Annotated in this window: 23 protein-coding genes; 12 read left to right on the forward strand and 11 right to left on the reverse strand. The window is 70.7% G+C overall.

The window, feature by feature from the left end; translation table 11 throughout:
• Positions 1 to 304: 304 nt before the first annotated feature.
• The 3 genes from ACFQUZ_RS18595 to nadA form a co-directional block, all read right to left on the reverse strand.
• Positions 305 to 904: a DUF3043 domain-containing protein gene (locus ACFQUZ_RS18595; protein WP_377443788.1), complete on the reverse strand. Its 600-nt coding sequence runs from the start codon at positions 902 to 904 to the stop codon at positions 305 to 307.
• Positions 905 to 1079: 175 nt separating this feature from the next.
• Positions 1080 to 2435 (reverse strand): UDP-N-acetylglucosamine 1-carboxyvinyltransferase, encoded by a 1356-nt coding sequence (gene murA / locus ACFQUZ_RS18600; RefSeq protein ID WP_377443790.1) that lies wholly within the window; start codon positions 2433 to 2435, stop codon positions 1080 to 1082.
• 198 nt (positions 2436 to 2633) lie between these two features.
• A complete protein-coding gene (gene nadA / locus ACFQUZ_RS18605; RefSeq protein ID WP_377444033.1) occupies positions 2634 to 3845 on the reverse strand; it encodes a quinolinate synthase NadA in 1212 nt (403 codons plus the stop codon).
• 69 nt (positions 3846 to 3914) lie between these two features.
• On the opposite strand from nadA, the gene ACFQUZ_RS18610 reads away from it, so the two are divergent.
• From ACFQUZ_RS18610 to ACFQUZ_RS18620, 3 genes are all read left to right on the forward strand, one after another.
• Positions 3915 to 5060, forward strand: a complete 1146-nt coding sequence (locus ACFQUZ_RS18610; protein WP_377443792.1) for a glycerate kinase — start codon at positions 3915 to 3917, stop codon at positions 5058 to 5060.
• A gap of 155 nt (positions 5061 to 5215) precedes the next feature.
• A complete protein-coding gene (gene erpA, locus ACFQUZ_RS18615) occupies positions 5216 to 5584 on the forward strand; it encodes an iron-sulfur cluster insertion protein ErpA (protein WP_377443794.1) in 369 nt (122 codons plus the stop codon).
• 284 nt (positions 5585 to 5868) lie between these two features.
• Positions 5869 to 6846, forward strand: coding sequence for a carbohydrate kinase family protein (locus ACFQUZ_RS18620; RefSeq protein WP_377443795.1), 978 nt, complete (start codon positions 5869 to 5871; stop codon positions 6844 to 6846).
• A 75-nt stretch (positions 6847 to 6921) separates the two neighbouring features.
• On the opposite strand, the gene ACFQUZ_RS18625 is transcribed toward ACFQUZ_RS18620, so the two are convergent.
• Both ACFQUZ_RS18625 and ACFQUZ_RS18630 read right to left on the reverse strand, forming a co-directional pair.
• The gene (locus ACFQUZ_RS18625; RefSeq protein WP_377443797.1) at positions 6922 to 7161 is read right to left on the reverse strand and encodes a sulfurtransferase TusA family protein; all 240 of its coding nucleotides are present in this window, start codon (positions 7159 to 7161) and stop codon (positions 6922 to 6924) included.
• Positions 7158 to 8303, reverse strand: a complete 1146-nt coding sequence (locus ACFQUZ_RS18630; protein WP_377444034.1) for a cysteine desulfurase family protein — start codon at positions 8301 to 8303, stop codon at positions 7158 to 7160. Before ACFQUZ_RS18630 ends, ACFQUZ_RS18625 begins: the two co-directional genes overlap by 4 nt.
• A gap of 201 nt (positions 8304 to 8504) precedes the next feature.
• Here ACFQUZ_RS18630 and coxB point away from each other — a divergent pair, with 201 nt between their 5' ends.
• Together coxB and ACFQUZ_RS18640 are read left to right on the forward strand one after the other, a co-directional pair.
• A complete protein-coding gene (gene coxB, locus ACFQUZ_RS18635) occupies positions 8505 to 9449 on the forward strand; it encodes a cytochrome c oxidase subunit II (RefSeq protein ID WP_377443799.1) in 945 nt (314 codons plus the stop codon).
• A gap of 9 nt (positions 9450 to 9458) precedes the next feature.
• The gene (locus ACFQUZ_RS18640; protein ID WP_377443801.1) at positions 9459 to 9884 is read left to right on the forward strand and encodes a cytochrome c oxidase subunit 4; all 426 of its coding nucleotides are present in this window, start codon (positions 9459 to 9461) and stop codon (positions 9882 to 9884) included.
• A 65-nt stretch (positions 9885 to 9949) separates the two neighbouring features.
• Here ACFQUZ_RS18640 and trpD read toward each other — a convergent pair whose 3' ends face one another.
• The 3 genes from trpD to ACFQUZ_RS18655 form a co-directional block, all read right to left on the reverse strand.
• Positions 9950 to 11011, reverse strand: a complete 1062-nt coding sequence (gene trpD / locus ACFQUZ_RS18645; protein WP_377443802.1) for an anthranilate phosphoribosyltransferase — start codon at positions 11009 to 11011, stop codon at positions 9950 to 9952.
• A gap of 68 nt (positions 11012 to 11079) precedes the next feature.
• Positions 11080 to 11490: a hypothetical protein gene (locus ACFQUZ_RS18650; protein WP_377443804.1), complete on the reverse strand. Its 411-nt coding sequence runs from the start codon at positions 11488 to 11490 to the stop codon at positions 11080 to 11082.
• A gap of 149 nt (positions 11491 to 11639) precedes the next feature.
• The gene (locus tag ACFQUZ_RS18655; RefSeq protein ID WP_377444036.1) at positions 11640 to 12575 is read right to left on the reverse strand and encodes a cytochrome c oxidase assembly protein; all 936 of its coding nucleotides are present in this window, start codon (positions 12573 to 12575) and stop codon (positions 11640 to 11642) included.
• Positions 12576 to 12796: 221 nt separating this feature from the next.
• On the opposite strand from ACFQUZ_RS18655, the gene ACFQUZ_RS18660 reads away from it, so the two are divergent.
• From ACFQUZ_RS18660 to ACFQUZ_RS18680, 5 genes are all read left to right on the forward strand, one after another.
• Positions 12797 to 13396 carry a heme-copper oxidase subunit III gene (locus tag ACFQUZ_RS18660; protein ID WP_377443806.1) on the forward strand — a complete coding sequence of 200 codons (600 nt, stop codon included), beginning with the start codon at positions 12797 to 12799 and terminating at the stop codon, positions 13394 to 13396.
• Positions 13397 to 13471: 75 nt separating this feature from the next.
• Positions 13472 to 14359 carry a cytochrome c gene (locus ACFQUZ_RS18665; protein WP_377443808.1) on the forward strand — a complete coding sequence of 296 codons (888 nt, stop codon included), beginning with the start codon at positions 13472 to 13474 and terminating at the stop codon, positions 14357 to 14359.
• Positions 14356 to 15456 (forward strand): ubiquinol-cytochrome c reductase iron-sulfur subunit, encoded by a 1101-nt coding sequence (locus tag ACFQUZ_RS18670; protein WP_377443810.1) that lies wholly within the window; start codon positions 14356 to 14358, stop codon positions 15454 to 15456. The genes ACFQUZ_RS18665 and ACFQUZ_RS18670 overlap by 4 nt, the downstream gene beginning before the upstream one ends.
• Positions 15453 to 17081: a cytochrome bc complex cytochrome b subunit gene (locus ACFQUZ_RS18675; protein ID WP_377443812.1), complete on the forward strand. Its 1629-nt coding sequence runs from the start codon at positions 15453 to 15455 to the stop codon at positions 17079 to 17081. The genes ACFQUZ_RS18670 and ACFQUZ_RS18675 overlap by 4 nt, the downstream gene beginning before the upstream one ends.
• A 468-nt stretch (positions 17082 to 17549) precedes the next feature.
• Positions 17550 to 18203 (forward strand): DUF4142 domain-containing protein, encoded by a 654-nt coding sequence (locus tag ACFQUZ_RS18680; RefSeq protein WP_377443814.1) that lies wholly within the window; start codon positions 17550 to 17552, stop codon positions 18201 to 18203.
• A 74-nt stretch (positions 18204 to 18277) separates the two neighbouring features.
• On the opposite strand, the gene ACFQUZ_RS18685 is transcribed toward ACFQUZ_RS18680, so the two are convergent.
• The 3 genes from ACFQUZ_RS18685 to ACFQUZ_RS18695 are packed head-to-tail and all read right to left on the reverse strand — an operon-like array spanning position 18278 to position 19977.
• Positions 18278 to 18565, reverse strand: a complete 288-nt coding sequence (locus ACFQUZ_RS18685) for an Lrp/AsnC family transcriptional regulator (RefSeq protein WP_377443816.1) — start codon at positions 18563 to 18565, stop codon at positions 18278 to 18280.
• 33 nt (positions 18566 to 18598) lie between these two features.
• Positions 18599 to 19465, reverse strand: a complete 867-nt coding sequence (locus tag ACFQUZ_RS18690) for an NDP-sugar synthase (RefSeq protein ID WP_377443818.1) — start codon at positions 19463 to 19465, stop codon at positions 18599 to 18601.
• Positions 19462 to 19977, reverse strand: a complete 516-nt coding sequence (locus ACFQUZ_RS18695; protein ID WP_377443820.1) for an NUDIX hydrolase — start codon at positions 19975 to 19977, stop codon at positions 19462 to 19464. The genes ACFQUZ_RS18690 and ACFQUZ_RS18695 overlap by 4 nt, the downstream gene beginning before the upstream one ends.
• Positions 19978 to 20219: 242 nt before the next feature.
• On the opposite strand from ACFQUZ_RS18695, the gene ACFQUZ_RS18700 reads away from it, so the two are divergent.
• Both ACFQUZ_RS18700 and ACFQUZ_RS18705 read left to right on the forward strand, forming a co-directional pair.
• Entirely contained in the window at positions 20220 to 20438 is a 219-nt protein-coding gene (locus tag ACFQUZ_RS18700; protein ID WP_377443822.1) for a hypothetical protein, read from the forward strand.
• Between the two features lie 44 nt (positions 20439 to 20482).
• Positions 20483 to 21019, forward strand: coding sequence for a hypothetical protein (locus ACFQUZ_RS18705; RefSeq protein ID WP_377443823.1), 537 nt, complete (start codon positions 20483 to 20485; stop codon positions 21017 to 21019).
• Positions 21020 to 21137: the final 118 nt, after the last annotated feature.

A 21137-nucleotide genomic window follows, 5' to 3' on the forward strand; every position in this document is an offset into this window, starting at 1 on the left:
TGAGCGTCGGCGGGCGTGACCACGCTGATATGACTGTCGGTGTGCAAGGCGTTCGATCCCGTGTTCGGGCAGGCTGGTGCGCGTCCCCCGCGTTAAGCCCACAGCGTGTACGAACCCGGTGCCGATCACGGAGAGTGAGGTGACCGGCGCCGGTAGCGGTGCCGGTCCCCAGATTGGTGCCATGATCGTCGGCTGTCAACAGCAGATCAACAGCGGTGTCCACGGAATGTCTGACCACTCATCGTGCGGATCCGATGACAAAATGTTGTTTCCGCAGCGAGGACGGCCGGTGGGAACGATCAGGTTAGATCGGATCGCCGATCTTGACTTGGGGAACCGGGGTCCGCATCCGCCGGAAGGCGATGGACCGCATGATCGCGTAGAAGTAGAGCGATCCGAGCTTTTCCTGGCTCTTCGGGAACCGCTCCCGGACCAACCTCTTGATCTTCCGGGAGATCAGGAGCGAGTCGACGACGACACCGAGCGCCAGCGTCACCCAGAGGATGTTCGAGGCCAGCCGGATGGTGGGCGGCATGGTCGGACCCGAACCCACGAGCACCACCAGGGCGCCGCCGAAGAACCAGGTGCCCACCGTGCGCCGGGAGTCCACCACGTCGCGGGCCAGCCTCCGCTCCGGGCCACGGTCGCGGGGGCCGCCCTCGCGGCGGAACTCCGCCGCCGCCTCCGCGCGCGCCGCGCGCCGGCGGGCCTTGGCCTCCTCCTTGCTCACCGGTGCGCTCGACACCGGTCGCCGGAGGTTGGCACCCGGCCGCTTGGGAGTCTCCCGGCCCTTGCCCGGGGTGTACCCGCGACGGCGGGCCTCGACGGACTCCGCCCCGGGCTCCGGCTCGGTGACGGTCTCCTCGACGACGGCGGTTGGCTTGCGGCGAAACAGCGACGGCACGCATGAAGGGTAGCCAACCGCCGGCGCCACCCGCACGGCGCGGTGCCGGCGACCCGCTGGATCGCCGGCCGCGACCCGCTGGATCGCCGGCAGCGCGACCCGCTGGATCGCCGGCAGCGCGACCCGCTGGATCGCCGGCAGCGCGAGCCGCGCCGATTTTGCCCGGGAAGCGCCGTCAGGGACGTTCGACGTGGGCGCCGAGGTTGGCCAGCTTCGCCTCGAAGTCCTCGTACCCGCGGTTGATCAGATCCACGCCGTAGACCCGCGAGGTGCCCTCGGCGGCCAGCGCCGCGATCAGGTGGCTGAAGCCTGCCCGGAGGTCGGGAATGACCAGGTCGGCCGCGTGCAGCTTGCTCGGCCCGGCGATCACCGCGGAGTGCCGGAAGTTACGGCGGCCGAACCGGCACGGCGTGCCACCCAGGCAGTCCCGGTAGACCTGGATGTTGGCGCCCATCTTGTTCAACGCGTCCGTGTAGCCCAGCCGCTGCTCGTACACCGTCTCGTGGACGATCGACAGACCGCGCGCCTGGGTCAACGCCACCACCAGGGGCTGCTGCCAGTCGGTCATGAAGCCGGGGTGGACATCCGTCTCCAGCGCCGTCGCGCTCAGCTCGGTGCCCGGGTGCCAGAACCGGATACCGCCCTCCTGACCGGGCCGGCCGTCGCGCGGTGGGCGGGTGTCGGTCACCTCGTACGAGCCGCCCACCGACCGGAAGATGTTCAGGAACGTCATCATGTCGGCCTGCTGCGCGCCGAGCACCTGGACGTCGCCCTTGGTGGCCAGCGCCGCGGCGGCCCAGCTCGCCGCCTCGATCCGGTCCGGGATGGGCCGGTGCGAATAGCCGCCGAGCCGGGGTACGCCCTGGATCTCGATCACCCGGTCGGTGTGCACCTTGATGATCGCGCCCATCTTCTGCAGGATGCAGATCAGGTCGATGATCTCCGGCTCCACCGCGGCGTTGCGCAGTTCGGTCACGCCCTCGGCCAGCACCGCGGTGAGCAGCACCTGCTCGGTGGCGCCGACGCTCGGGTAGGGCAGCGAGAACTTCGTGCCATGCAGCCCGGACGGCGCGGTCAGGTGCAGCCCGTCGGGCTGCTTGTCGACGACCGCGCCGAACTCGCGCAGCGCCTGCATGTGGAAGTCGATCGGGCGCGGCCCGATGTGACAGCCGCCCAGGTCCGGGATGAACGCGTGGCCAAGCCGGTGCAGCAGCGGTCCGCACAACAGGATCGGGATCCGGCTGGACCCGGCGTGCACGTTGATCTGGTCGGTCGACGCGCTCTCCACGTTCTTCGGGTCGAAGACCAGCTCGCCGTCCTCGTCCCCGTCGGTGACCTTCACGCCGTGCAGGCCGAGCAGGCCGCGCACCACCTCCACGTCCCGGATCTTCGGTACGTCGTAGAGCCGGCTCGGTTGATCACCCAGCAGCGCCGCGACCATGGCCTTCGAGACGAGATTCTTGGCGCCGCGCACCCGGATCGTGCCCTCCAGGGGCGCGCCTCCGTGGACAACCAGGACGTCGTCGGTCAACGCAACCTCCAGCGCGTGCTGACGTGTCGGATGGACGTGGGCGGGGAGGCTCGTCGATCACGCTCCCCGGGGCACGGCCGCGTACCGGCCGCTCGATGTCGCCCGCAGAGCATAGCCCTCGGTGACCGGCTCGGCCGGGGCACACCGGAACCTCGGTGAGAAATCGGTGCTAGATGTACCTATTCCGTGCCAGGTCGATTACACCCAGTTGTTGTTCTGACGACTCGTGGGCCCGCCGCCCCCGGGTAGCGCGAGCATCTGGTCCAGCGCCGCGCGGGCGTACCGGGCCGTCTCCGGGTCCACGGTGATCTGGTTCACCATCCGACCGGCCACGAGTTCCTCCAGCGCCCACACGAGGTGCGGCAGGTCGATGCGGTTCATCGTGGAGCAGTAGCAGACCGTCCGGTCCAGGAACATGATCTGCTTGTCCGGATGCGCCTTCGCCAGCCGGCGTACCAGATTCAGCTCCGTGCCGATCGCCCACGCCGAACCCGCGGGGGCGGCCTCGACGGCCTTGATGATGTATTCCGTCGAGCCGACCTCGTCGGCGGCGGTGACCACCTCGTACCGGCTTTCGGGATGCACGAGCACCCGCACCCCGGGCACCCGGTTGCGGACCTCGTTGACGCTGTCCAGCGTGAACCGGCCATGCACCGAGCAGTGTCCGCGCCAGAGAATCATCTTGGCCTCGCGAAGTTGCTTCTCGGTCAGCCCGCCACCCGGCTTGTGCGGGTCGTAGAGCACGCAGTCGTCGGCGTCCAGACCCATCTGCAGGACCGCGGTGTTGCGGCCCAGGTGCTGATCGGGCAGGAACAGCACCCGCTGCCCCCGGTCGAAGGCCCAGGACAGGGCCCGTTCGGCGTTCGACGAGGTGCAGACCACGCCGCCGTTGCGACCGACGAAGCCCTTGATGTCCGCCGACGAGTTCATGTAGGTCACCGGCACCGTGGACCCGGCCACCCCGGCGTCCGCGAGCACCTCCCACGCCGACTCGACCTGGGGCAGCGCCGCCATGTCCGCCATCGAGCAGCCGGCCGCCAGGTCCGGCAGCACCACCCGCTGCGCGTCGGTGGTGAGGATGTCGGCGCTCTCCGCCATGAAGTGCACGCCGCAGAAGACGATGTACTCCGCCTCCGGGCGGGCGGCCGCCTCCCGGGCGAGCTTGAACGAGTCGCCCGTCACGTCGGCGAACTGGATCACCTCGTCCCGCTGGTAGTGGTGGCCCAGCACGAAGACGCGGGTGCCCAGCGCGGCCTTGGCGGCGGCGGCACGGGCCGCCAGATCCGGGTCGCTCGGCGGGGGCAACTCGCCCGGGCAGTCCACGCCGCGCTCGCTGGCGGGGTCGCTGCCGCGGCCCAGCAGGAGCAGGGCGGTGGGGGTGTTGGCCGGCTCGGTCCAGGTCGACGTCACGAGATCCATGCTTCCACAGTGCGGGCCGGCCGCCGCCCGGTTGAGTGTGGGGTGCGACACTCGACGGCCATGCGGATCCTGATCTGTCCGGACAAGTTCGCCGGAACCCTCTCCGCCCCGGAGGTGGCCGCCGCCGTGGCTGACGGCTGGCGGGACACGGCGCCCGACACCGAGGTGGTCCAGCGGCCCCTCGCCGACGGCGGGCCGGGTTTCGTCGAGGTCCTGGCCACCGCTCTGGACGGGCACCGGGTTCCCGTCGACACCGTCGACCCGCTCGGCCGGAAGGTCGCCGGCGAGGTGCTGATCCGCGACGACGACGGCGTACCCACCGGCTACCTGGAGAGCGCGCAGGCGTGCGGGTTGCACCTGCTCGCGCCGGACGAACGGGATCCCCGGGCCGCCACCTCGTACGGGCTCGGTGTGCTGATGCTCACGGCCGTCGAGGCCGGGGCCCGGCGGCTGGTGATCGGTCTGGGCGGTTCGGCGGTCAACGACGGCGGCGCCGGGATGCTCACCGCCCTGGGCGCGGTGCCGCTCGATTCCACAGGCGTCGCGTTGCCGTACGGGGGAGCGGCGCTCACCGCCGTCGCGGCGCTGGACGGCGCTCCCCGGCTGCGCGGGGTGGACCTGGTCGCGGCCACCGACGTGGACAACCCGCTGCTCGGGCTGCACGGTGCCGCGAACGTCTACGGGCCGCAGAAGGGTGCCAGCCGGGAGGACATCCTGCTGCTCGACTCGGCGCTGGAGCGGTTCGCCGGCGTGCTGGAGCGCGACCTGCCGACCTGCCCCGCCGGCCTGGCCGGGCTGCCCGGCGCGGGTGCCGCCGGCGGGCTGGGGGCGGCGATCCTGGCGCTGGGCGGCCGGTGCGAGTCCGGTATCGGCCTGGTCACCCGGCTGATCGGGCTGGACGCCGCGCTGGATGCCACGGACCTCGTCATCACGGGTGAGGGCTCGTTCGACCAACAGTCGCTGCGCGGCAAGGTGGTGGCCGGGGTGGCCGGCGCCGCCCGGGACCGGGGAGTGCCCTGTGTCGTGGTGGCCGGAAGGGTCAGCACCGGGCGGCGGGAGGCGGCGGCCGCCGGGGTGACCGAGGCGCACAGCCTGGTCGAGCACTACGGCGGCGAGGATCGGGACGGGGTGGTCCAGGCGATGGCCCGGCCGGCCGAGGGGCTGCGTGCCATCGCCGCCCGGCTCGCCACCCAGTGGCGTTTGTGAGGAACAGACCTTCTTGTCGCATTGCCTGCGCCGCCTTCCCGGGTGACGAGGGCCGCACCGGCCTACAATCGAACGCGTACCAGATTGGGAATGACCGGCCGGACGGATAGCGTTGGGCCAGTACGGACATGCACACCGTCGCAGGGGAGAGCCACGTGACCACGCCAGCGCAGACCGAGTCGACCGAGGCCCAGGCCCCGACCACAATCGTCCTGACCGACGTCGCGGCGCAGAAGGTCAAGGCCCTGATCGAGCAGGAAGGCCGCGACGACCTGCGGCTGCGGGTGGCCGTGCAGCCGGGCGGCTGCTCCGGCCTGCGGTACCAGTTGTTCTTCGACGAGCGCTCGCTCGACGGGGACATCGTGAACGACTTCGGCGGCGTCGAGGTCGTGGTCGACCGGATGAGCGCCCCGTACCTGACCGGTGCCAAGATCGACTTCGCGGACCGGATCGACGCCCAGGGGTTCACCATCGACAACCCGAACGCGCAGAACTCCTGCGCCTGCGGCGACTCGTTCCACTGAGCCGGAGCGAGGACCGGGGCGCCCCGGGGCGTACCGTCACGGGAAACTGATCTCCGGCGGGGCCGGCACCGATCCTTCGGTGCCGGCCCCGCCGTCTGTTGTTCGTGTCGTCCCCGCTGCGGTTCGTGTCGTCCCCGGTTGCGGCGGCCGGCCCGGTGCCGGATGGTGGCACAGAGGTGGCCGGAGGATGACTCGCCGGCCACGGATCGACGACGCGTCGAGGGTCAACCGGTAGGCTGTTGCGGCGCTTCGCGCGCCATCCGCTTCCGACCTTGAGGGCCGACATGAAGATCGCCGTTTCCGGCTCGATCGCCACCGACCACCTGATGAGCTTCCCCGGCCGGTTCGCCGACCAGCTCATCGCCGACCAGCTGCACAAGGTGTCGCTGTCGTTCCTCGTCGACGACCTGGTGCTGCGTCGCGGCGGGGTCGCCGGCAACATCTGCTTCGGCATGGCGCAACTCGGGCTGCGCCCGGTGCTGCTCGGTGCCGTCGGCAACGACTTCGCCGACTACCGTTCCTGGCTGGAGCGGCACGGGGTGGACTGCGACTCGGTGCACGTCAGCGAGATCGCGCACACCGCCCGCTTCGTCTGCACCACGGACGAGGACATGTGCCAGATCGCGTCGTTCTATGCCGGCGCGATGAGCGAGTCACGCAACATCGAGCTCCGTCCGGTCGCCGACCGGCTCGGCGGGCTGGATCTGGTGCTGATCAGCGCCAGTGACCCGGAGGCGATGGTCCGCCAGTCCGAGGAGTGCCGCGAGCGCGGTTACCGGTTCGCCGCCGACCCGTCCCAGCAGCTCGCCCGGATGGGCGGCACCGACCTGGCCGGGTTGATCGACGGTGCCGAGTTCCTGATGACCAACGAGTACGAGAAGTCGCTGCTGCAGAGCAAGACCGGCCTCACCGACGCACAGTTGCTGGAGAAGGTCGCGGTGCGGGTCACCACGCTCGGCAAGGACGGCGTCGAGATCGCCGGCCGGGGTGTGGAACCGTTCCGTGTGCCGGTCGCCAAGGGCGTCCAGGCCACCGACCCGACCGGCGTGGGGGACGGCTTCCGGGCCGGCTTCTTCGCGGCGCTGTCCTGGGGTCTCGGCCTGGAGCGGGCCGCCCAGGTCGGTTGCCTGCACGCCGGACTCGTGCTGGAGTCCTTCGGCGGCCAGGAGTACGAGGTGCGCAAGGACGTCTTCATCAAGCGGCTCGGCGAGTCGTACGGCGACGCCGCCGCCGATGACGTCCGGCCCCACCTGGGGCAGTGACCCTGCCGGCGATGCTGCGCCGGACCGGCTCCCGAGCGGTCCCGGGGGTTGTTCCGGCAGGGTGAAGTTTGCGGGTCAGTGGGCGCGGCGGACCTCGTACGCCGGCGCGCCGTCCACCAGTGACCTGCCGACGAACTCCTGGCCGCGCATCCGGCACCAGGCCGGGATGTCGATCGCCGCGGCGGGATCGTCGGCCAGCACCCGGACCACCGCGCCCACCGGCACCTCGGTGATCCGCCGGGCCACCGCGATCACCGGCAGCGGGCAGCGCTGGCCGAGGCAGTCCAGCTGTACGGTCGTCGCATCGTCGGTCACAGTCCCGTCACCCCCGCCTCGGCCCGCAGGTCGGCCACGATACCCGGCAGTTCGGCGAGGAACCGGTCCACGTCGGCCTCCGCCGTGTCGAGGGGGAGCGAGATTCTGATGTTGCCGTGCGACAGCACCCCCATGGCCTCCAGCACGTGCGACGGGCGCAGCGTGGACGACGTGCAGGAGGACCCCGAGGAGACCGCGAAACCCCGCCGGTCCAGCGCGTGCAGCAGCGCCTCCCCGTCGACGTACAGGCAGGAGAAGGTGACCAGGTGCGGCAGCCGGTGAACCGGGTCCCCGACCACCTCGACGTCCGGCACGCTGGCCGGCACGGTGGCCCGGATCCGGTCCACCAGGGCGTGCAGCCGGGCCGCCTGGGCCGCCGCGTCGGCGCGGACCGCCCGCAGCGCGGCGACGGCGGCGACGATCGCCGGCAGGTTCGACACCCCCGGGGTACGGCCGGACTCCCGGTCGTCGGCCGGGTAGGGCGACTCCCATCGAGTGCCCTTGCGGACCACCAACAGTCCCACCCCGGGCGGACCACCCCACTTGTGCGCACTCGCGGTGAGCAGTGACCAGCCGTCCGGCACGTCCGCGCGGCCGACCACCTGGGCCGCGTCGACGTACAACGGCACCCCGGCGGCGGCACACGCCCCCGCGGCCTCGGCCACCGGCTGCACCGTACCCACCTCGTGACTGGCCGCGATCAGCGCAGCCAGCGCCACGCCCGGTCCGGTCACCGCCGCCGACCAGGTGGCGGCGTCGAGCCGACCGAGCCGATCCACCGGTACGGAGACCACCCGTCCGCCACCCTCCTCGTGCCGTCGAGCGGCGTGCAACACCGCCGAGTGCTCGATCGCCGAGTGCACCAGGGCGCCACCGGCCCGCCGCCGACCGGCCAGGCCGCCCAGCACCGCCGCGTGGGCCGCGGTGGTGCCGCTGGCGGTGAAGGAGAGTTCGTCGGGGCGTACCCGGAGGACCTCCGCGGCCGCCGCCCGGGCGGCGTCGAGCAGTTGGGCGGCCCGCCGGCCGGCGGCGTAGAGCCGACCCGGATCGGCCCACCCGTCCTCAAGGGCGGCCAGCAGCGCCTGCCGAGCCACCGGATGCGGCGGCGCGGCGCTGGCCGCGTCGAGATAGACGGCCGGGATCGTCCCGCTCTGCTCCGCCGGAGAATTCACCCGGAAACGGTATCTCGTCCCCGGCCGCCACAAGATCCGCCGTCGACCGGACAACCCACCCCCGAGCCGGTCATCCTGTGAAGGTCGAGTAATCTGCGACCGTCGGTGCGGCCTTGCCGCGGTGGGTAACGGCAGCCGCGCGCGGGTGGTGCGTGAGGGAGGCAGGACCAGGTGCACGCTTGGGGTTCGAACGGACGGCCGGCGGCCGGCGCTCGGGGACGCGCCCGCGGCGCGCGGCGCCTCGCCGGGCTCGGTCTCGCTGCGGTGGCCTCGCTGGCCCTGCTCAGCGGGTGCAACGTCGGCGAGACGTTCGGCAACTTCGGCTGGCCGTCGAACGGCATCACACCGCAGGCCAACCAGATGTACGACCTGTGGATCGCCTCCACGATCGCCGCGTTGGTGGTCGGGGTCTTCGTCTGGGGCCTGATCTTCTGGTGCATCATCCGCTACCGGAAGCGCGGCGACGAGCTGCCCGCCCAGACCCGCTACAACATGCCGATGGAGTTCCTCTACACGATCGCGCCGATCCTGATCGTCTCGGTGCTGTTCTACTACACCGCGATCGTGCAGACCGACGTCGACCGGCTGAACCGGAACCCGGACGTGGTGGTGGAGATCGTCGGCTTCAAGTGGAACTGGCAGTTCAACTACCGCGATGGCGCCGGTGTGGACGCCAACACGGTGGCCTCCACGCTGGGCACCTCGGACGTCATCCCGGTCCTGGTGCTGCCCACAGACCGGTCCATCCGGTTCGAGGAGACCAGCCGGGACGTCGTGCATTCGTTCTGGGTGCCGGAGATGCTGTTCAAGCGGGACGTCTTCCCGGGCAACATCCGGAACGTCTTCGAGGTGGAGCGCATCGACGCCGAGGGCGCGTACGTGGGCCGGTGCGCCGAGCTGTGCGGCACGTACCACTCGATGATGAACTTCGAGCTTCGGGTGGTGTCGCCGGACAAGTACGACCGTTTCCTGGCCGCCAAGCAGGAGGGCAAGTCGACCCAGGAGGCGCTGACGGCCATCGGCGAGGACCCGTACGCCACGACGACGGAGCCGTTCGACACCAAGCGGACCCAGCAGAACTTCAACCCGACCAACGCCGTCGGCGCGGGCAACTGAGGACGGATCATGAAGACCGAGTACCGCATCTTCGGCATCGTCGCGGGATTCCTGCTCTTCGCGACCATCCTGTACGCGGCGTGGACGAACTGGCAGAGCGGCGGTATCGAGTGGGTCGGTTCGGTGGCCCTGCTGCTGTCGTTCCTGCTCTGCCTGATGCTGGGCGGCTTCTTCTGGTTCGTCGCGCGCCGGATCGACCTCCGACCGGAGGACCGGCCGGACGCGGAGATCTCCGACGGCGCCGGTGAGGTCGGCTTCTTCAGCCCGGGCAGCTACTGGCCGTTCGGTTTGGCGCTGTCCGCCACCACCGCCGGCCTGGGCCTGGTCCTGTGGCAGCTCTGGTTGGTGGGTCTCGGCATGGTGGCGGTCGTGTTCGCCTCATGCGGCCTGCTCTTCGAGTACTACAGCGGCACCCGCCGCACCGCCGAGCACTAACCCCCTTCTTCCTGTCGATCTAGGGCAGATGGTCGTTAGTTGATCTCCGATCACGACCATCTGCCCTAGATCGTTGTGGTGGGGGGCCGGCGGGCGGCGTCGATCCAGCGGTCCAGCGTGGCGGCCGCCGCGCCGGAGTCGATCGCCTCCGCCGCTCGGGTCAGTCCGGCCCGCATGGTGTCCACGAGATCGCCGGGAAGCCCCTGCTGCGCGGCGAGCGCCGCCGCGCTGTTCACCAGCACCGCGTCGCGTACCGGTCCCGCCTCGCCGGCCAGCAGCCGGCGGGCCACGTCGGCGTTGAACGCGACGTCGCCGCCCCGCAGGTCACCGGGGGCGCCGCGAGCGACACCCAGCTCGGTGGCGTCCAGCACGGTCTCGGTCACCTCGCCGTCGCGGGCCAGCCAGATCCGGGTCGGGGCGGCGGTGGTGAACTCGTCAAGCCCGTCCTCACCTCGCATCACCAGCACCGAGTCGCCGCGCCGGGCGAACACGGCGGCCATCACACCGGCCATGTCCCTGTCGAAGCACCCCACGGCACCGGACCGCGGGCGACCCGGGTTGGTCAGCGGTCCGAGGAAGTTGAACGCGGTAGGCACCCCCAACACCCGACGGACCGGCCCGGCGTGCCGGAACCCCGGGTGGAACCGGGGGGCGAAGCAGAAGCCGATGCCCGCCTCGGTGACACAGCGGGCCACGTCCGCCGGCCCCAGATCCAGCGGTACCCCGAGATGCTCCAGCAGGTCGGCGGTGCCGCAGAGCGAGGAGGCGGCGCGGTTGCCGTGCTTGACCACGGGGACCCCGGCACCGGCGACCACCAGTGCCGTCATGGTGGAGATGTTCACGGTGTGCTGCCGATCGCCGCCCGTGCCCACCACGTCGACCGCCCGGTCGCGTACGCCGGCGGGAAGGTCCACGGTGACGGCGTGGCCGAGCATCCCCTCCACCAGCCCAGCGAGTTCGGCCGGGGTCTCGCCCTTGGCCCGCAGCGCCAGCGCGAAGCCGGCGATCTGCGCCGTCGTCGCCGAGCCAGTGATGATCTCTTCCATCGCCCAGGCGGTGTCCGCGGTGGCGAGGTGCTCGGCGCGTAGCAGCGCGGCCAGCAGGTTGGGCCAGGTCCGTTCGCCCATGGCGACCCTCCCGATCCGGCGATGGGATGCTGAGCGCCGCGGCGGCCTCATTGCCGCCCGGCGCCGCCTCAGGCTACCGGCGTCGCCCCCGCCGCGCGGGCCCGCAGCAGACCGGCGACGGTCTGTCCCGTGGCCACCGGGTCCAGCGGGTGCGTGAGGGTGGCGTCCGCCCGGGAGTACGCGGCGAGCCAGCGGTCCGCCGCACGGGCGATGACCACGCAGGTGGGCGGAGCGTCCGGTCGGTCGTCCTTGATCTGTCGGGCGATGCCGAGGCCACCACCGGGGCTGGCCTCGCCGTCCAGCAGCATCAGGTCGACCTCGTAGTCATCGACCACCCGCACGCACTCGTCGTAGTCGCTGGCCTCGACGAACTCGACCACCAGATCGCCGGCCGGCCGGGTGCCCACGGCGAGCCGCATCCGGTCGCGGACCTCCGGGTCGTCGCTGTAGAGCAGGACGGTGTACACACGATCGCTCATCGTCGCAGGGCTCCCACCTCTTAGCTGCGCGCTGATCGTACCGGTCACCCCCGCGCCGCCGGACGGCCGGTCCGGCAGCCGACACCGGGAGCCGCCAGGGTCGTGCCCCCGCGCCAGCGGGGTCGCACCGTCGGGCGGGGGTCGGGCCGTCAGGCGGGGGCACCGGCGGCGTGCTCGCGGGCCTCCTGCCGGTCCAGTTCCCGGTCGGCGCGGCGGGCCTCCCGCTCGGACTGACGCATCCACTGGTAGACAAGCACGGCGAGCATTGTCACACTGACGAACTCCCCGCCGGCCCAGAGAATCCCACCGGCGACCCGCTGGTCGGCCCACGGATCGGCCCAGGACAAGCCGAGGGACGGATACCAGTCACCGCCGAACAGGGTGCTGGACTGCATGACGGTCAGGCCGAGAACCGTATGGAACGGCACGGACAGCACCATCAACAGGCCGCGGGCCGGGTACGGCCAGCGGCCGGGCAGCGGGTCCAGCCCGACCAGCGGCCAGAAGAACAGGCATCCGGTGGCGATGAAGTGCGCGTGGACGAGTTCGTGCGCCCAGTCGTTCGCCAGCGTGACCTCGTAGAGGCCGGTGAAGTAGAGCACGAACGGGTTGACCACGAAGATCGCGAAGGCGACCAGCGGGAAGCTGACCACCCGGGCGAACCGACTGTGCACCAGGGCCAGCAGATACCGCCGGGGGGCCCGGGGCAACGTCCGCAGCGCCAGCGTCACGGGCGCACCGAGAGCGAGGAAGATCGGCGCCACCATGGAGAGGACCATGTGCTGCACCATGTGCACCGAGAGCAGCGTCGTGTCGTAGGCGCCCAGCCCGCTCAGCGTGACCAGGGCGATCCCGCCCAGACCCGGCCCGAGGAAGAGCAGCGTACGGCTGATCGGCCAGCGATCGCCGCGCATCCGCAGCCGATGAACGCCGTACAGGTAGCCGGCCGCGGCCAGCACGAGCAGGACCGCCAGCCAGTTGTCCACCGCCGACTCGGTGAGGACCCGTACGGCGGTGAACGGTGGCGGGCCGGCGGCGACCGGGCTCGGAGTTCCGGCGGTGGCGAGGTACAGCACGCCCTCCAGGTTAGGCCAGGTCGTACCGGGCGGTCCGGCGGGCGGCCGAGCGGCGGTCGGCCGAGCGGCGGTCGCTGGGCCGACCGGTGCGCGGGCGCCGCGGCCGGACGGGCGACCGGCGGCCGGACGGGCCCGCCTGTCTCGCTTGTCGGGACCACCTCCGGATGGTTCGGGGACCGGATTGGCCACCCCGACGATCGCCGCCGCTGATCGGAGGCAATAATGACCGCGTGACTGCGGCCCCAGCGATTGACAAGAGCCGGATCCACTCGTTGACGCGTCCCAACATGGTCAGCGTCGGGACGATCGTGTGGCTCTCCAGTGAGTTGATGTTCTTTGCGGCGCTGTTCGCGATGTACTTCTCCATCCGGGCGGCGGCGCCCGAGCAGTGGGCCGAGCACACCGAGCACCTCAACATCCCCTACGCGACCACCTTCACGGTGATCCTGGTGCTCTCCTCGGTGACCTGCCAGCTCGGCGTGTTCGCGGCGGAGAAGGGCGATGTCTTCGCGCTGCGCCGCTGGTTCGCCATCACCTTCGTGATGGGCCTGGTCTTCGTGCTGGGACAGCTCAACGAGTACCGCGAGCTGGTACACGAGGGCATCAAGATCAACGGTGACGGCTACGGGTCGATGTTCTACCTGACCACCGGCTTCCACGGCCTGCACGTGACCGGCGGCCTCGTCGCGTTCATCATCTTCATGATCAGGACCACCATGGGCCGGTTCACTCCGGCTCAGGCCACCTCGGCGATCGTCGTGTCGTACTACTGGCACTTCGTGGATGTGGTGTGGATCGCTCTGTACGGGATGATCTACTGGTTGCAGTGATCTTGGCACGTGTCACATTCCGTGCCGCTGTTCCGTCATAAGCACAAGGTCGAGAAACCGTTAAGGACACAGGCCATGACATCTGACACCCCCGACGGGCGTTCCGGCGCCGCCGCGTCCCGCCCGGGCCGGTCCGGGCCGCGCGGTCTGCTCGCGCGGCTGCGTCGCGGGCCGTCCACCCCGCGCGGCAGGGGCCGCCGCCGAGTCGGCGCGGCGGTACGACTGCTGGCCGCGCTGACCCTGGCCGGTGGCGCGTACACCGTGTTCGCTCCCGGCATGCAGGCGCACGCGGAGGAGAGCCCGCAGCTCACCGGCGCCGCCGCCGACGGCAAGGCGCTGTACGACGTGAGCTGCGTCTCCTGTCATGGTCGAAACGCGCAGGGCGTCGAGGGTCGCGGGCCGAGCCTGGTCGGCGTCGGCTCGGCCGCCGTGGAGTTCCAGGTCGGCACCGGCCGGATGCCGATGGCTCGCCAGGAGGCGCAGGCTCAGCGCAAGCCCCCGGTGTTCGACGACGACCAGGTGCAGCAACTCGGCCAGTACATCCAGGAACTCGGCGGCGGTCCGCAGGTGCCCCAGCGGGATGACCTGGGGGCAGGTGGCGACGTCGACGAGGGCGGCCGGCTCTACCGGATCAACTGCTCGTCCTGCCACGCGTTCGGTGGTGGCGGGGGCGCGCTGTCGTCCGGCAAGTTCGCGCCAAGTCTCGCGCCGTCCAGCGACCGGCAGATCTACGCGGCCATGCTCAGCGGCCCGCAGAACATGCCGGTGTTCGGGGACAACCAGCTGCGGCCGGACCAGAAGGCCGACCTGATCGCGTTCATCCAGGACACCCTCCAGAAGGGCGAGGACCCGGGTGGGTTCAACCTCGGTCGGTACGGACCGGCGACCGAAGGGCTGGCCGTCTTCCTGGTCGGGATCGTCGCGCTGGTCTTCGCGGCGCTGTGGATTGCGGGGAAGTCATGAGCGAGACTGAGCACGGCGGCACCGAGCCGCAGCACGGCGGTTCACGGCCGAGGGTGGACCTCAGTGATCGCCGGCTCTCCCGGTTCGAGATCGTCCAGGAGGGCGCCCGTCGGGACGACATCGAGATCGTCCACTACGAGCCGCCGTTCCCGGTTCCGGGGACGAAGGCCGAGCGCCGGCTGACCCGGTCGATCGGGGCGATGTTCCTGCTCACCGGCCTCGCCTCGACCGCGTTCATGGTCATCTACATCTGGTGGCCGTTCGAGTACGACCGGGGCTCCTGGGGGCTGTACACCCCGCTGCTCGGGGTGACCCTCGGCGTCGCGCTGCTGGGCATCGGCTTCGGCCTGCTCTCCTGGGGCAAGAAGCTGCTGCCCAGGGAGATCTCGATCCAGGACCGGCACACCGGGCCGTCCTCCGACGACGACCGCACGATCGCCGCGCAGACGATGCTCTACATGGCCGACGAGATCGGCGTCCGCCGGCGGCCGCTGCTCGGTCTCACCGCCCTGCTGGGACTGGCGCCGGTCGGCCTGGTCGCCGCCGCGCCCCTGGTCGGTGGGTTGATCAAGCAGCCGCACGAGAAGAACCAGATGTTCACCACCGGCTGGGACCCGGAGGGGAACGACGGTGACCTGGTGTCGGTGACCCGCGAGGACGGCACCCGGGTCCGGCCCGAGGACATCAGCCCCGGTGGCCAGATGACCGTGTTCCCGGGCATCCCGCACGGGCACAGCAACCTGCACGCGGACTCGCCGGTGCTGCTGATCCACCTGCGGGAGGACGACGCGGAGGTCGCCCGGTCCGCCAACGAGCGGGCGGGCAAGCAGGACTACATGTACGGCAACTACATCGCGTACTCGAAGATCTGCACCCACGCCGGCTGCCCGGCCAGCCTGTACGAGCAGCAGACCAACCGCCTGCTCTGCCCGTGCCACCAGTCGCAGTTCCTGATCACTGACAACGCCAAGCCTATCTTCGGACCCGCCAGTCGCCGGCTGCCCCAGTTGCCCATCGAGGTGGACGCTGACGGCTTCTTCGTGGCAAAGTCCGACTTTACGGAGACGGTTGGGCCGGATTTCTGGGAGCGGCCATGAAACGCCGAAAGATGGACGTAGCGGCGGTACCGGGTAAGGCCGCTGGTGGGGTGGACGACCGTTTCCAGGCCGCCACGCCGCTGCGCGCGCTGCTCAACAAGGTCTTCCCCGACCACTGGTCGTTCCTGCTGGGTGAGATCGCCCTCTTCTCGTTCGTCGTGCTGTTGTTGACGGGCGTCTTCCTGACGTTCTTCTTCGAGCCGGCGATGACCGAGGTGGTCTACGACGGCAGCTACCGGCCGTTGCAGGGCACCACCATGTCGGCCGCGTACGCCTCGAGCCTGGACATCTCGTTCGACGTCCGGGGCGGCCTGATCATGCGGCAGATGCACCACTGGGCGGCGCTGCTGTTCATGGCGTCGATCGTGGTGCACATGATGCGGGTCTTCTTCACCGGCGCCTTCCGCAAGCCGCGCGAGGCCAACTGGATGATCGGCTACCTGCTCTTCTGGGTCGGCTTCCTGGCCGGATTCACCGGTTACTCGCTGCCGGACGACGGTCTGTCCGGCACCGGGTTGCGGATCGCCTCCGCCATCATCCTGTCGATCCCGGTGATCGGATCCTGGGTCAGCGCGGCGATCTTCAATGGCGAGTTCCCTGGCACGATCATCATCAGCCGCTTCTTCATCGCCCACGTGCTGCTGATCCCGGCCCTGTTGGTGGCGCTGATCAGCGTGCACCTCGGCCTGATCTTCAAGCAGAAGCACACCCAGTGGCCCGGCCCCGGGCGGACCAACGACAACGTGGTGGGCGAGCGGATGTTCCCGCGCTATGCGATCAAGCAGGGCGGGTTCTTCATGATCGTCTTCGGCGTCATCGCCCTGCTCGCCGGTGTCTTCCAGATCAACCCGATCTGGCTGTTCGGTCCGTACGAGGCCGCCGTCGTCTCGGCGGCCAGCCAGCCCGACTGGTACGTGATGATGCTGGACGGCTCGACGCGGTTGATGCCGGCCTGGGAGATCAATATCCCGATCGGCGACGGGTACGTGATCCCGCCGTTGTTCTGGCCCACCGTGGTACTACCCGGCTTCCTCACGGTGCTTCCGCTGCTCTACCCGTTCATCGAGGCGCGGCGGACCAAGGACTACCGGGTCCACAACCTGCTCCAGCGACCGCGGGACAACCCGGGACGGACCGCCCTCGGCGCCATGGCGGTGACCTTCTTCCTGGTGCTGACCCTGTCCGGGGCCAACGACGTGATCGCGGACAAGTTCCACATCAGCCTGAACGCGATGACCTGGGCGGGTCGGATCGGCCTGCTGCTGTTGCCGCCGTTGGCCTACTACGTGGCGTACCGGATCTGTCTGGGCCTGCAGCAGCACGACCGGGAGGTGCTCGCCCACGGCGTGGAGACCGGCATCATCCGGCGCACCCCGGACGGCCGGTTCTACGAGGTCCACCAGCCGCTGGCCGGCGCCGACGGACACGACGGGCACGCGGAGCTGGAATACGCCGGCTGGGTGGTGCCGAAGAAGATGAACCGGCTGGGGGCACTCGGGCCGGCCATCAAGGGCTTCTTCTACCCGGTGGAGAAGCCGGCCGAGGCTCCGGTCTCGCCCGGACACCCGCCGGTCGAGCCCCGTCCCGAGCGGCAGGAGATCGGCACCCGCGAGGGTGGTCGCTGACCCGGTCGGATCGGGCTCGACGCCGCGTCCGGCTTCGCCTCAGGCGCGAGCGTCGCATCATGTGGCGTGATGGCGCCCACCGTTCCCGGTGGGCGCCATCGCCGCTTTTCGGCTTGCGAGGCGCCTGCCGGACTTTTGGTCGGCCGGCTCAGCGGGTGGCGCCAGCCGATCCCTTGATCGACACGAGATGCGGGATATCGGGGGGTGTACCGGCCCCAACGGCCCGACATGCCGCACATCGAGTTGATCCAGCGAATAGTGGGCAGGTGAGGCTGCTGCGGGCCGGTGCCCGCCTGCTGTCCGCGAGGGCCCTCGGGGAGTCGGCTCGCGGCCGGGCCAGGAGGGTCGGGTACCCGCCGCTCCCAGGCGCCATGCCCGGAACGCCGGATAAACATGATTCGGCCGGTATCCGCGTGTCCGGCCGCCAACCGGGTACCCCCCGAATCCAACGACCGAGGGGGGAACACCATGTTGGGCGTCAAACGGCTAGCCGTGATCGCCGGGATGGCGATCGTCGGCCTCGCGCCGGCCGCCGCCGCACAAGCCGCGGCCCAGCCGTCGCCGCAGGACACGCAGTACCTGCAAACCGTCCACCAGGTCAACCTGGCGGAGATCGCCGGCGGCGACATCGCACAGCAGAAGGCGCAGAGCCAGCAGGTCAAGGACCTCGCGACGCAGTTCGTCACCGATCACACCCAGCTCGACCAGGCGGTGCAGAGCACCGCCCAGCAGACTGGGGTGACGCTGCCGAACGCGCCGACCAACGACCAGCAGGCGGTGCTCAACCAGCTCCAGGGGCTGAGCGGGGGCGCCTTCGACAACGCCTGGGTGACCGCCGAACTGGCCGCGAAGCAGCAGGCCATCCAGGCCACCGAGACGGAGATCAACCAGGGCTCCGACCCGGCGGTGAAGCAGCTGGCGCAGCAGGCACTGCCGGTGCTGCAGGCGCACTACGAATCGCTGCAGGCGCTGGCTCAGAGCCTGGGCATCGCGGTGCCGAACGCCACGCCCAGTCCCGGCGGGACCGCGGGCACTCCCGGCACCCAGAGCCCGACCGAATCACCCACCGAGTCCCCGGGGACCGGTGGCCTGACCGAGGAGCCCGTGCCGAGCCCCACCTGATCGACGGCGAGCGGAGCGGGTGGGTCCGCCGGCCACCGGCCGGCGGACCCAGCGGACGTCCATGGGGAGACGACCTAGTCGGCGTCCGCCAGGCCGATCGCGAACGCCTCTTCGAGGTCGTGCTGGGAGTACGCCCGGAAGGCGATGTGCGACTCGGTGTTCACCACCCCGGGTGTCTTCGAGATCTGGCCGGCGATCACCTCTGCGACCTGGTCGAACTCGCGTACCCGGACGATGGCGATCAGGTCGGTGTGGCCGGCGACCGAGTAGACCTCGCTGACGCCCGGTAGGGCGGCGAGCGCCTCGGCCACCTCCGGGATCGAGTCGGTGGCGCAGTCGATCAGAACGATCGCGGTGATCACCGATGGTCTCCTCTCCTGGGCGTTCCGCTCATGTTAGTGCTCCGTTCGGTCGCCAGGGGGCCGCGCCGGCACCGTCCGCCCGCCGCCGAACCGAACGGCGTGGCACAGTTCCTCTCCGGCAGACACCACCTCGCCGGGCCACACCACACCGGAGCGGACCGTACCGCGCACGGTGGCGCCCGCCCCGACCACGGCCCCCTCACAGCGTCCGGTGACCACCGCGTCGGGGTCGACAAGGTTGTCGCCCGCCGCCGCGTGCAGGTTGGCGGCCAGGTAGTCCGCCGGCGTGCCGCAGTCCAGGTAGCTGCCCCGGTACGGGATGATCTCCAGCTCGCCGGCCGCCTCGGCCGGCCGCCACGCGGCGCGGACCAGGTTGGGCTCCGCGGCCGAGAGTCGCTCGACGTAGCGGGCGGGCAGCAGCGAGAAGCCGGCGAACCGGTGGCCGCTGAACTCCCGGTCCGCCGGGTCGTCGACCGGCTGGCCGAGCAACCGGACGGTACGCCCGTCCCAACCGTTCAGCAGGGTCGCGATGTCCGGCCCGGGAGGCCGGTCCGGATCCGACAGATAGCCGTCCGCGTTACCGACCAGCACCCCACGCCCGGCGATCCAGTCCCGCAGCCGCGCCAGGCCGCCCGCCGTACCCAGCGGGGAGCCCGGCTCGACGGACAGGTGGGCGCGGCCGGTCGCGTGCCGCACCACCTGGTCGGCGAGGTAGCAGGCGTTGACCGCCACGGTGTCCGGGTCCGCGAAGCCCAGCGCCGCGACCCGGGCCAACGCCCGGTCGAGCAGTGGTACGTTGCCGACCGGGCAGAGCGCCTTGGGCACCACGTCCGTTAGAGGACGCAATCGTCGCCCCTCACCCGCCGCGAGCACCACCGCGCACACCGCTGAAACGGTCATGGTTCCCGCCCGGCGGCCGGGCCGATGCCGTAGATTCCGAGCAACCGGGTGGTGGCAGTCGTGAGGGTGGGCAGCGCGTCCAACGGGTGCCAGGCCGCTTCGAGCACCTCGGCGCCGTCGACAGCCAGTTCGGTCTCCTCGGCCGACACCCGGGCCTCGAACACCACGTCGACCCAACCCTGGCGATGCACCACCGCGTTGGGCACGGCGGGGGTGAGCTGCTCCGGCGCCAGCTCCACGCCCGTCTCCTCGGCGAGTTCCCGGGCGGCGCCGACCACGGGCGGTTCGGCCCGCTGCAGCAGCCCGGCCGGCAGGCCCCACTTGGTGCCCGGCGGCTGGCGTACCAGCAGCAACCGGCCCGGTTCGGCCGCGTCGGTGTCCCGCACCAGCACCACCGCGCCGACGATGTACTTCGGCACGGCGAGCTTGACCAGCCGGCGCCGGAACCCCACGGGCAGGCGGTAGAACACGCCGTAGAGGACGGCGCGCGCGGTCCTGGGGCGGGTGATCACGCACCCCAGGCTAGAGGTTGACCGGCCGACTCGGGTGGGGTGGGGGCGACCGGGCTGGTTGAGTCGTCGACATCATCGGCGCGATCGGCCCAGGGTCCTGGGCGACATCCTGCCCACCGCCGGATCTTGCTGGAAGCCGCATGAGGAACGGGCGAACCAAATTCTAGGTCCACGGCGCCGACGCGGTCACGCGGTAGGACCGGCCGTACTGTGGCGAGGGTCGGCGACGGAGGGAGAACTTGGTGGCCCGCGACGAGCACCTCACCGAGTGGGTGGGCGCGATCAGCCTCAACCTGATGGCGCTGGAGTCCCGGGACGTCGAGGTGGACTTCACCAAGGCGTCGCTGCGGGCGGTTGAGGTGGAGCTCCTGAAGAGTTTTTCTCCACCGACGATGTCGACGATCCCGGTGAGCGGGCCCTTCTCGACGGAGCGGCCGGCTACCTTGGCGAGGCGCTGCTGAGGCTGACTGGCGGCGGCTGGGGCTGGCGTGATGCGGAGCCTTTCGTGTGCCCGGACAAGGCCCTCGGACTCGCACCGCTGTTCCCGGCTCGCCTCGTCGAACATGCCCTTACCGAGCGGACCGCCCGGACTCTCACCGACGCGTACGCGGCGTGGGCCGACGCGGCGGCGCGGCACAGGGCGGCGAATCCCGGCTGGACGCCTAGGAAGCAGCACACCTCTGGCGTCGACCCGTTCGAGATGGACGAGGCCGACGCGGTGTACATCGCCGGATGGACGGCCGAGCGCAAGGCGGTGTTCCCCGCATGGGTGGCGACTTACGGACCCGAAACGGAGTGGAGGTTCGGTCGGGAGTCGCTCGACGACGTGGAGGCACTGCTCGCCCGGCACGTGCCGACATCCACGGAGCTCTACCTGCCGCGGGACCCGGCGTTTCTCGACGGTGCGGTGTGGTACTTCGGCGAAGTCATCCGGCGGATCCGCGGAGGCCGGTGGGAGTACCGCACCCCGTCCGTGATGTGCCGAACCCGTACGCCGGCCGACCGTACATCGTGCGGTCCGGCGCGGACCATGAGCCGATAGTTCCTCTCATGGTGTTCAGCGGATTCATCAGCAAGCGGCACGGCGCGCTGCGTGCGGAGTACATTCAGCTCAGCGGCGGATAGGTCGCGATGGTGTTTCTCGACCGGCTTACGGCTGG

Source organism: Plantactinospora sp. GCM10030261 (genome assembly GCF_042666615.1).
GTDB lineage: Bacteria > Actinomycetota > Actinomycetes > Mycobacteriales > Micromonosporaceae > KBS50.

What these genes read in the sequence shown, in the direction of transcription:
- ACFQUZ_RS18620 (WP_377443795.1), top strand. Translation starts at nt 5,869, where the DNA reads ATGAAGATCGCCGTTTCCGGCTCGATCGCCACCGACCACCTGATGAGC.
- ACFQUZ_RS18640 (WP_377443801.1), top strand. Translation starts at nt 9,459, where the DNA reads ATGAAGACCGAGTACCGCATCTTCGGCATCGTCGCGGGATTCCTGCTC.
- ACFQUZ_RS18675 (WP_377443812.1), top strand. Translation starts at nt 15,453, where the DNA reads ATGAAACGCCGAAAGATGGACGTAGCGGCGGTACCGGGTAAGGCCGCT.
- ACFQUZ_RS18670 (WP_377443810.1), top strand. Translation starts at nt 14,356, where the DNA reads ATGAGCGAGACTGAGCACGGCGGCACCGAGCCGCAGCACGGCGGTTCA.
- ACFQUZ_RS18610 (WP_377443792.1), top strand. Translation starts at nt 3,915, where the DNA reads ATGCGGATCCTGATCTGTCCGGACAAGTTCGCCGGAACCCTCTCCGCC.
- trpD (WP_377443802.1), bottom strand. Translation starts at nt 11,011, where the DNA reads ATGGGCGAACGGACCTGGCCCAACCTGCTGGCCGCGCTGCTACGCGCC.
- ACFQUZ_RS18680 (WP_377443814.1), top strand. Translation starts at nt 17,550, where the DNA reads ATGTTGGGCGTCAAACGGCTAGCCGTGATCGCCGGGATGGCGATCGTC.
- ACFQUZ_RS18690 (WP_377443818.1), bottom strand. Translation starts at nt 19,465, where the DNA reads ATGACCGTTTCAGCGGTGTGCGCGGTGGTGCTCGCGGCGGGTGAGGGG.
- ACFQUZ_RS18665 (WP_377443808.1), top strand. Translation starts at nt 13,472, where the DNA reads ATGACATCTGACACCCCCGACGGGCGTTCCGGCGCCGCCGCGTCCCGC.
- ACFQUZ_RS18650 (WP_377443804.1), bottom strand. Translation starts at nt 11,490, where the DNA reads ATGAGCGATCGTGTGTACACCGTCCTGCTCTACAGCGACGACCCGGAG.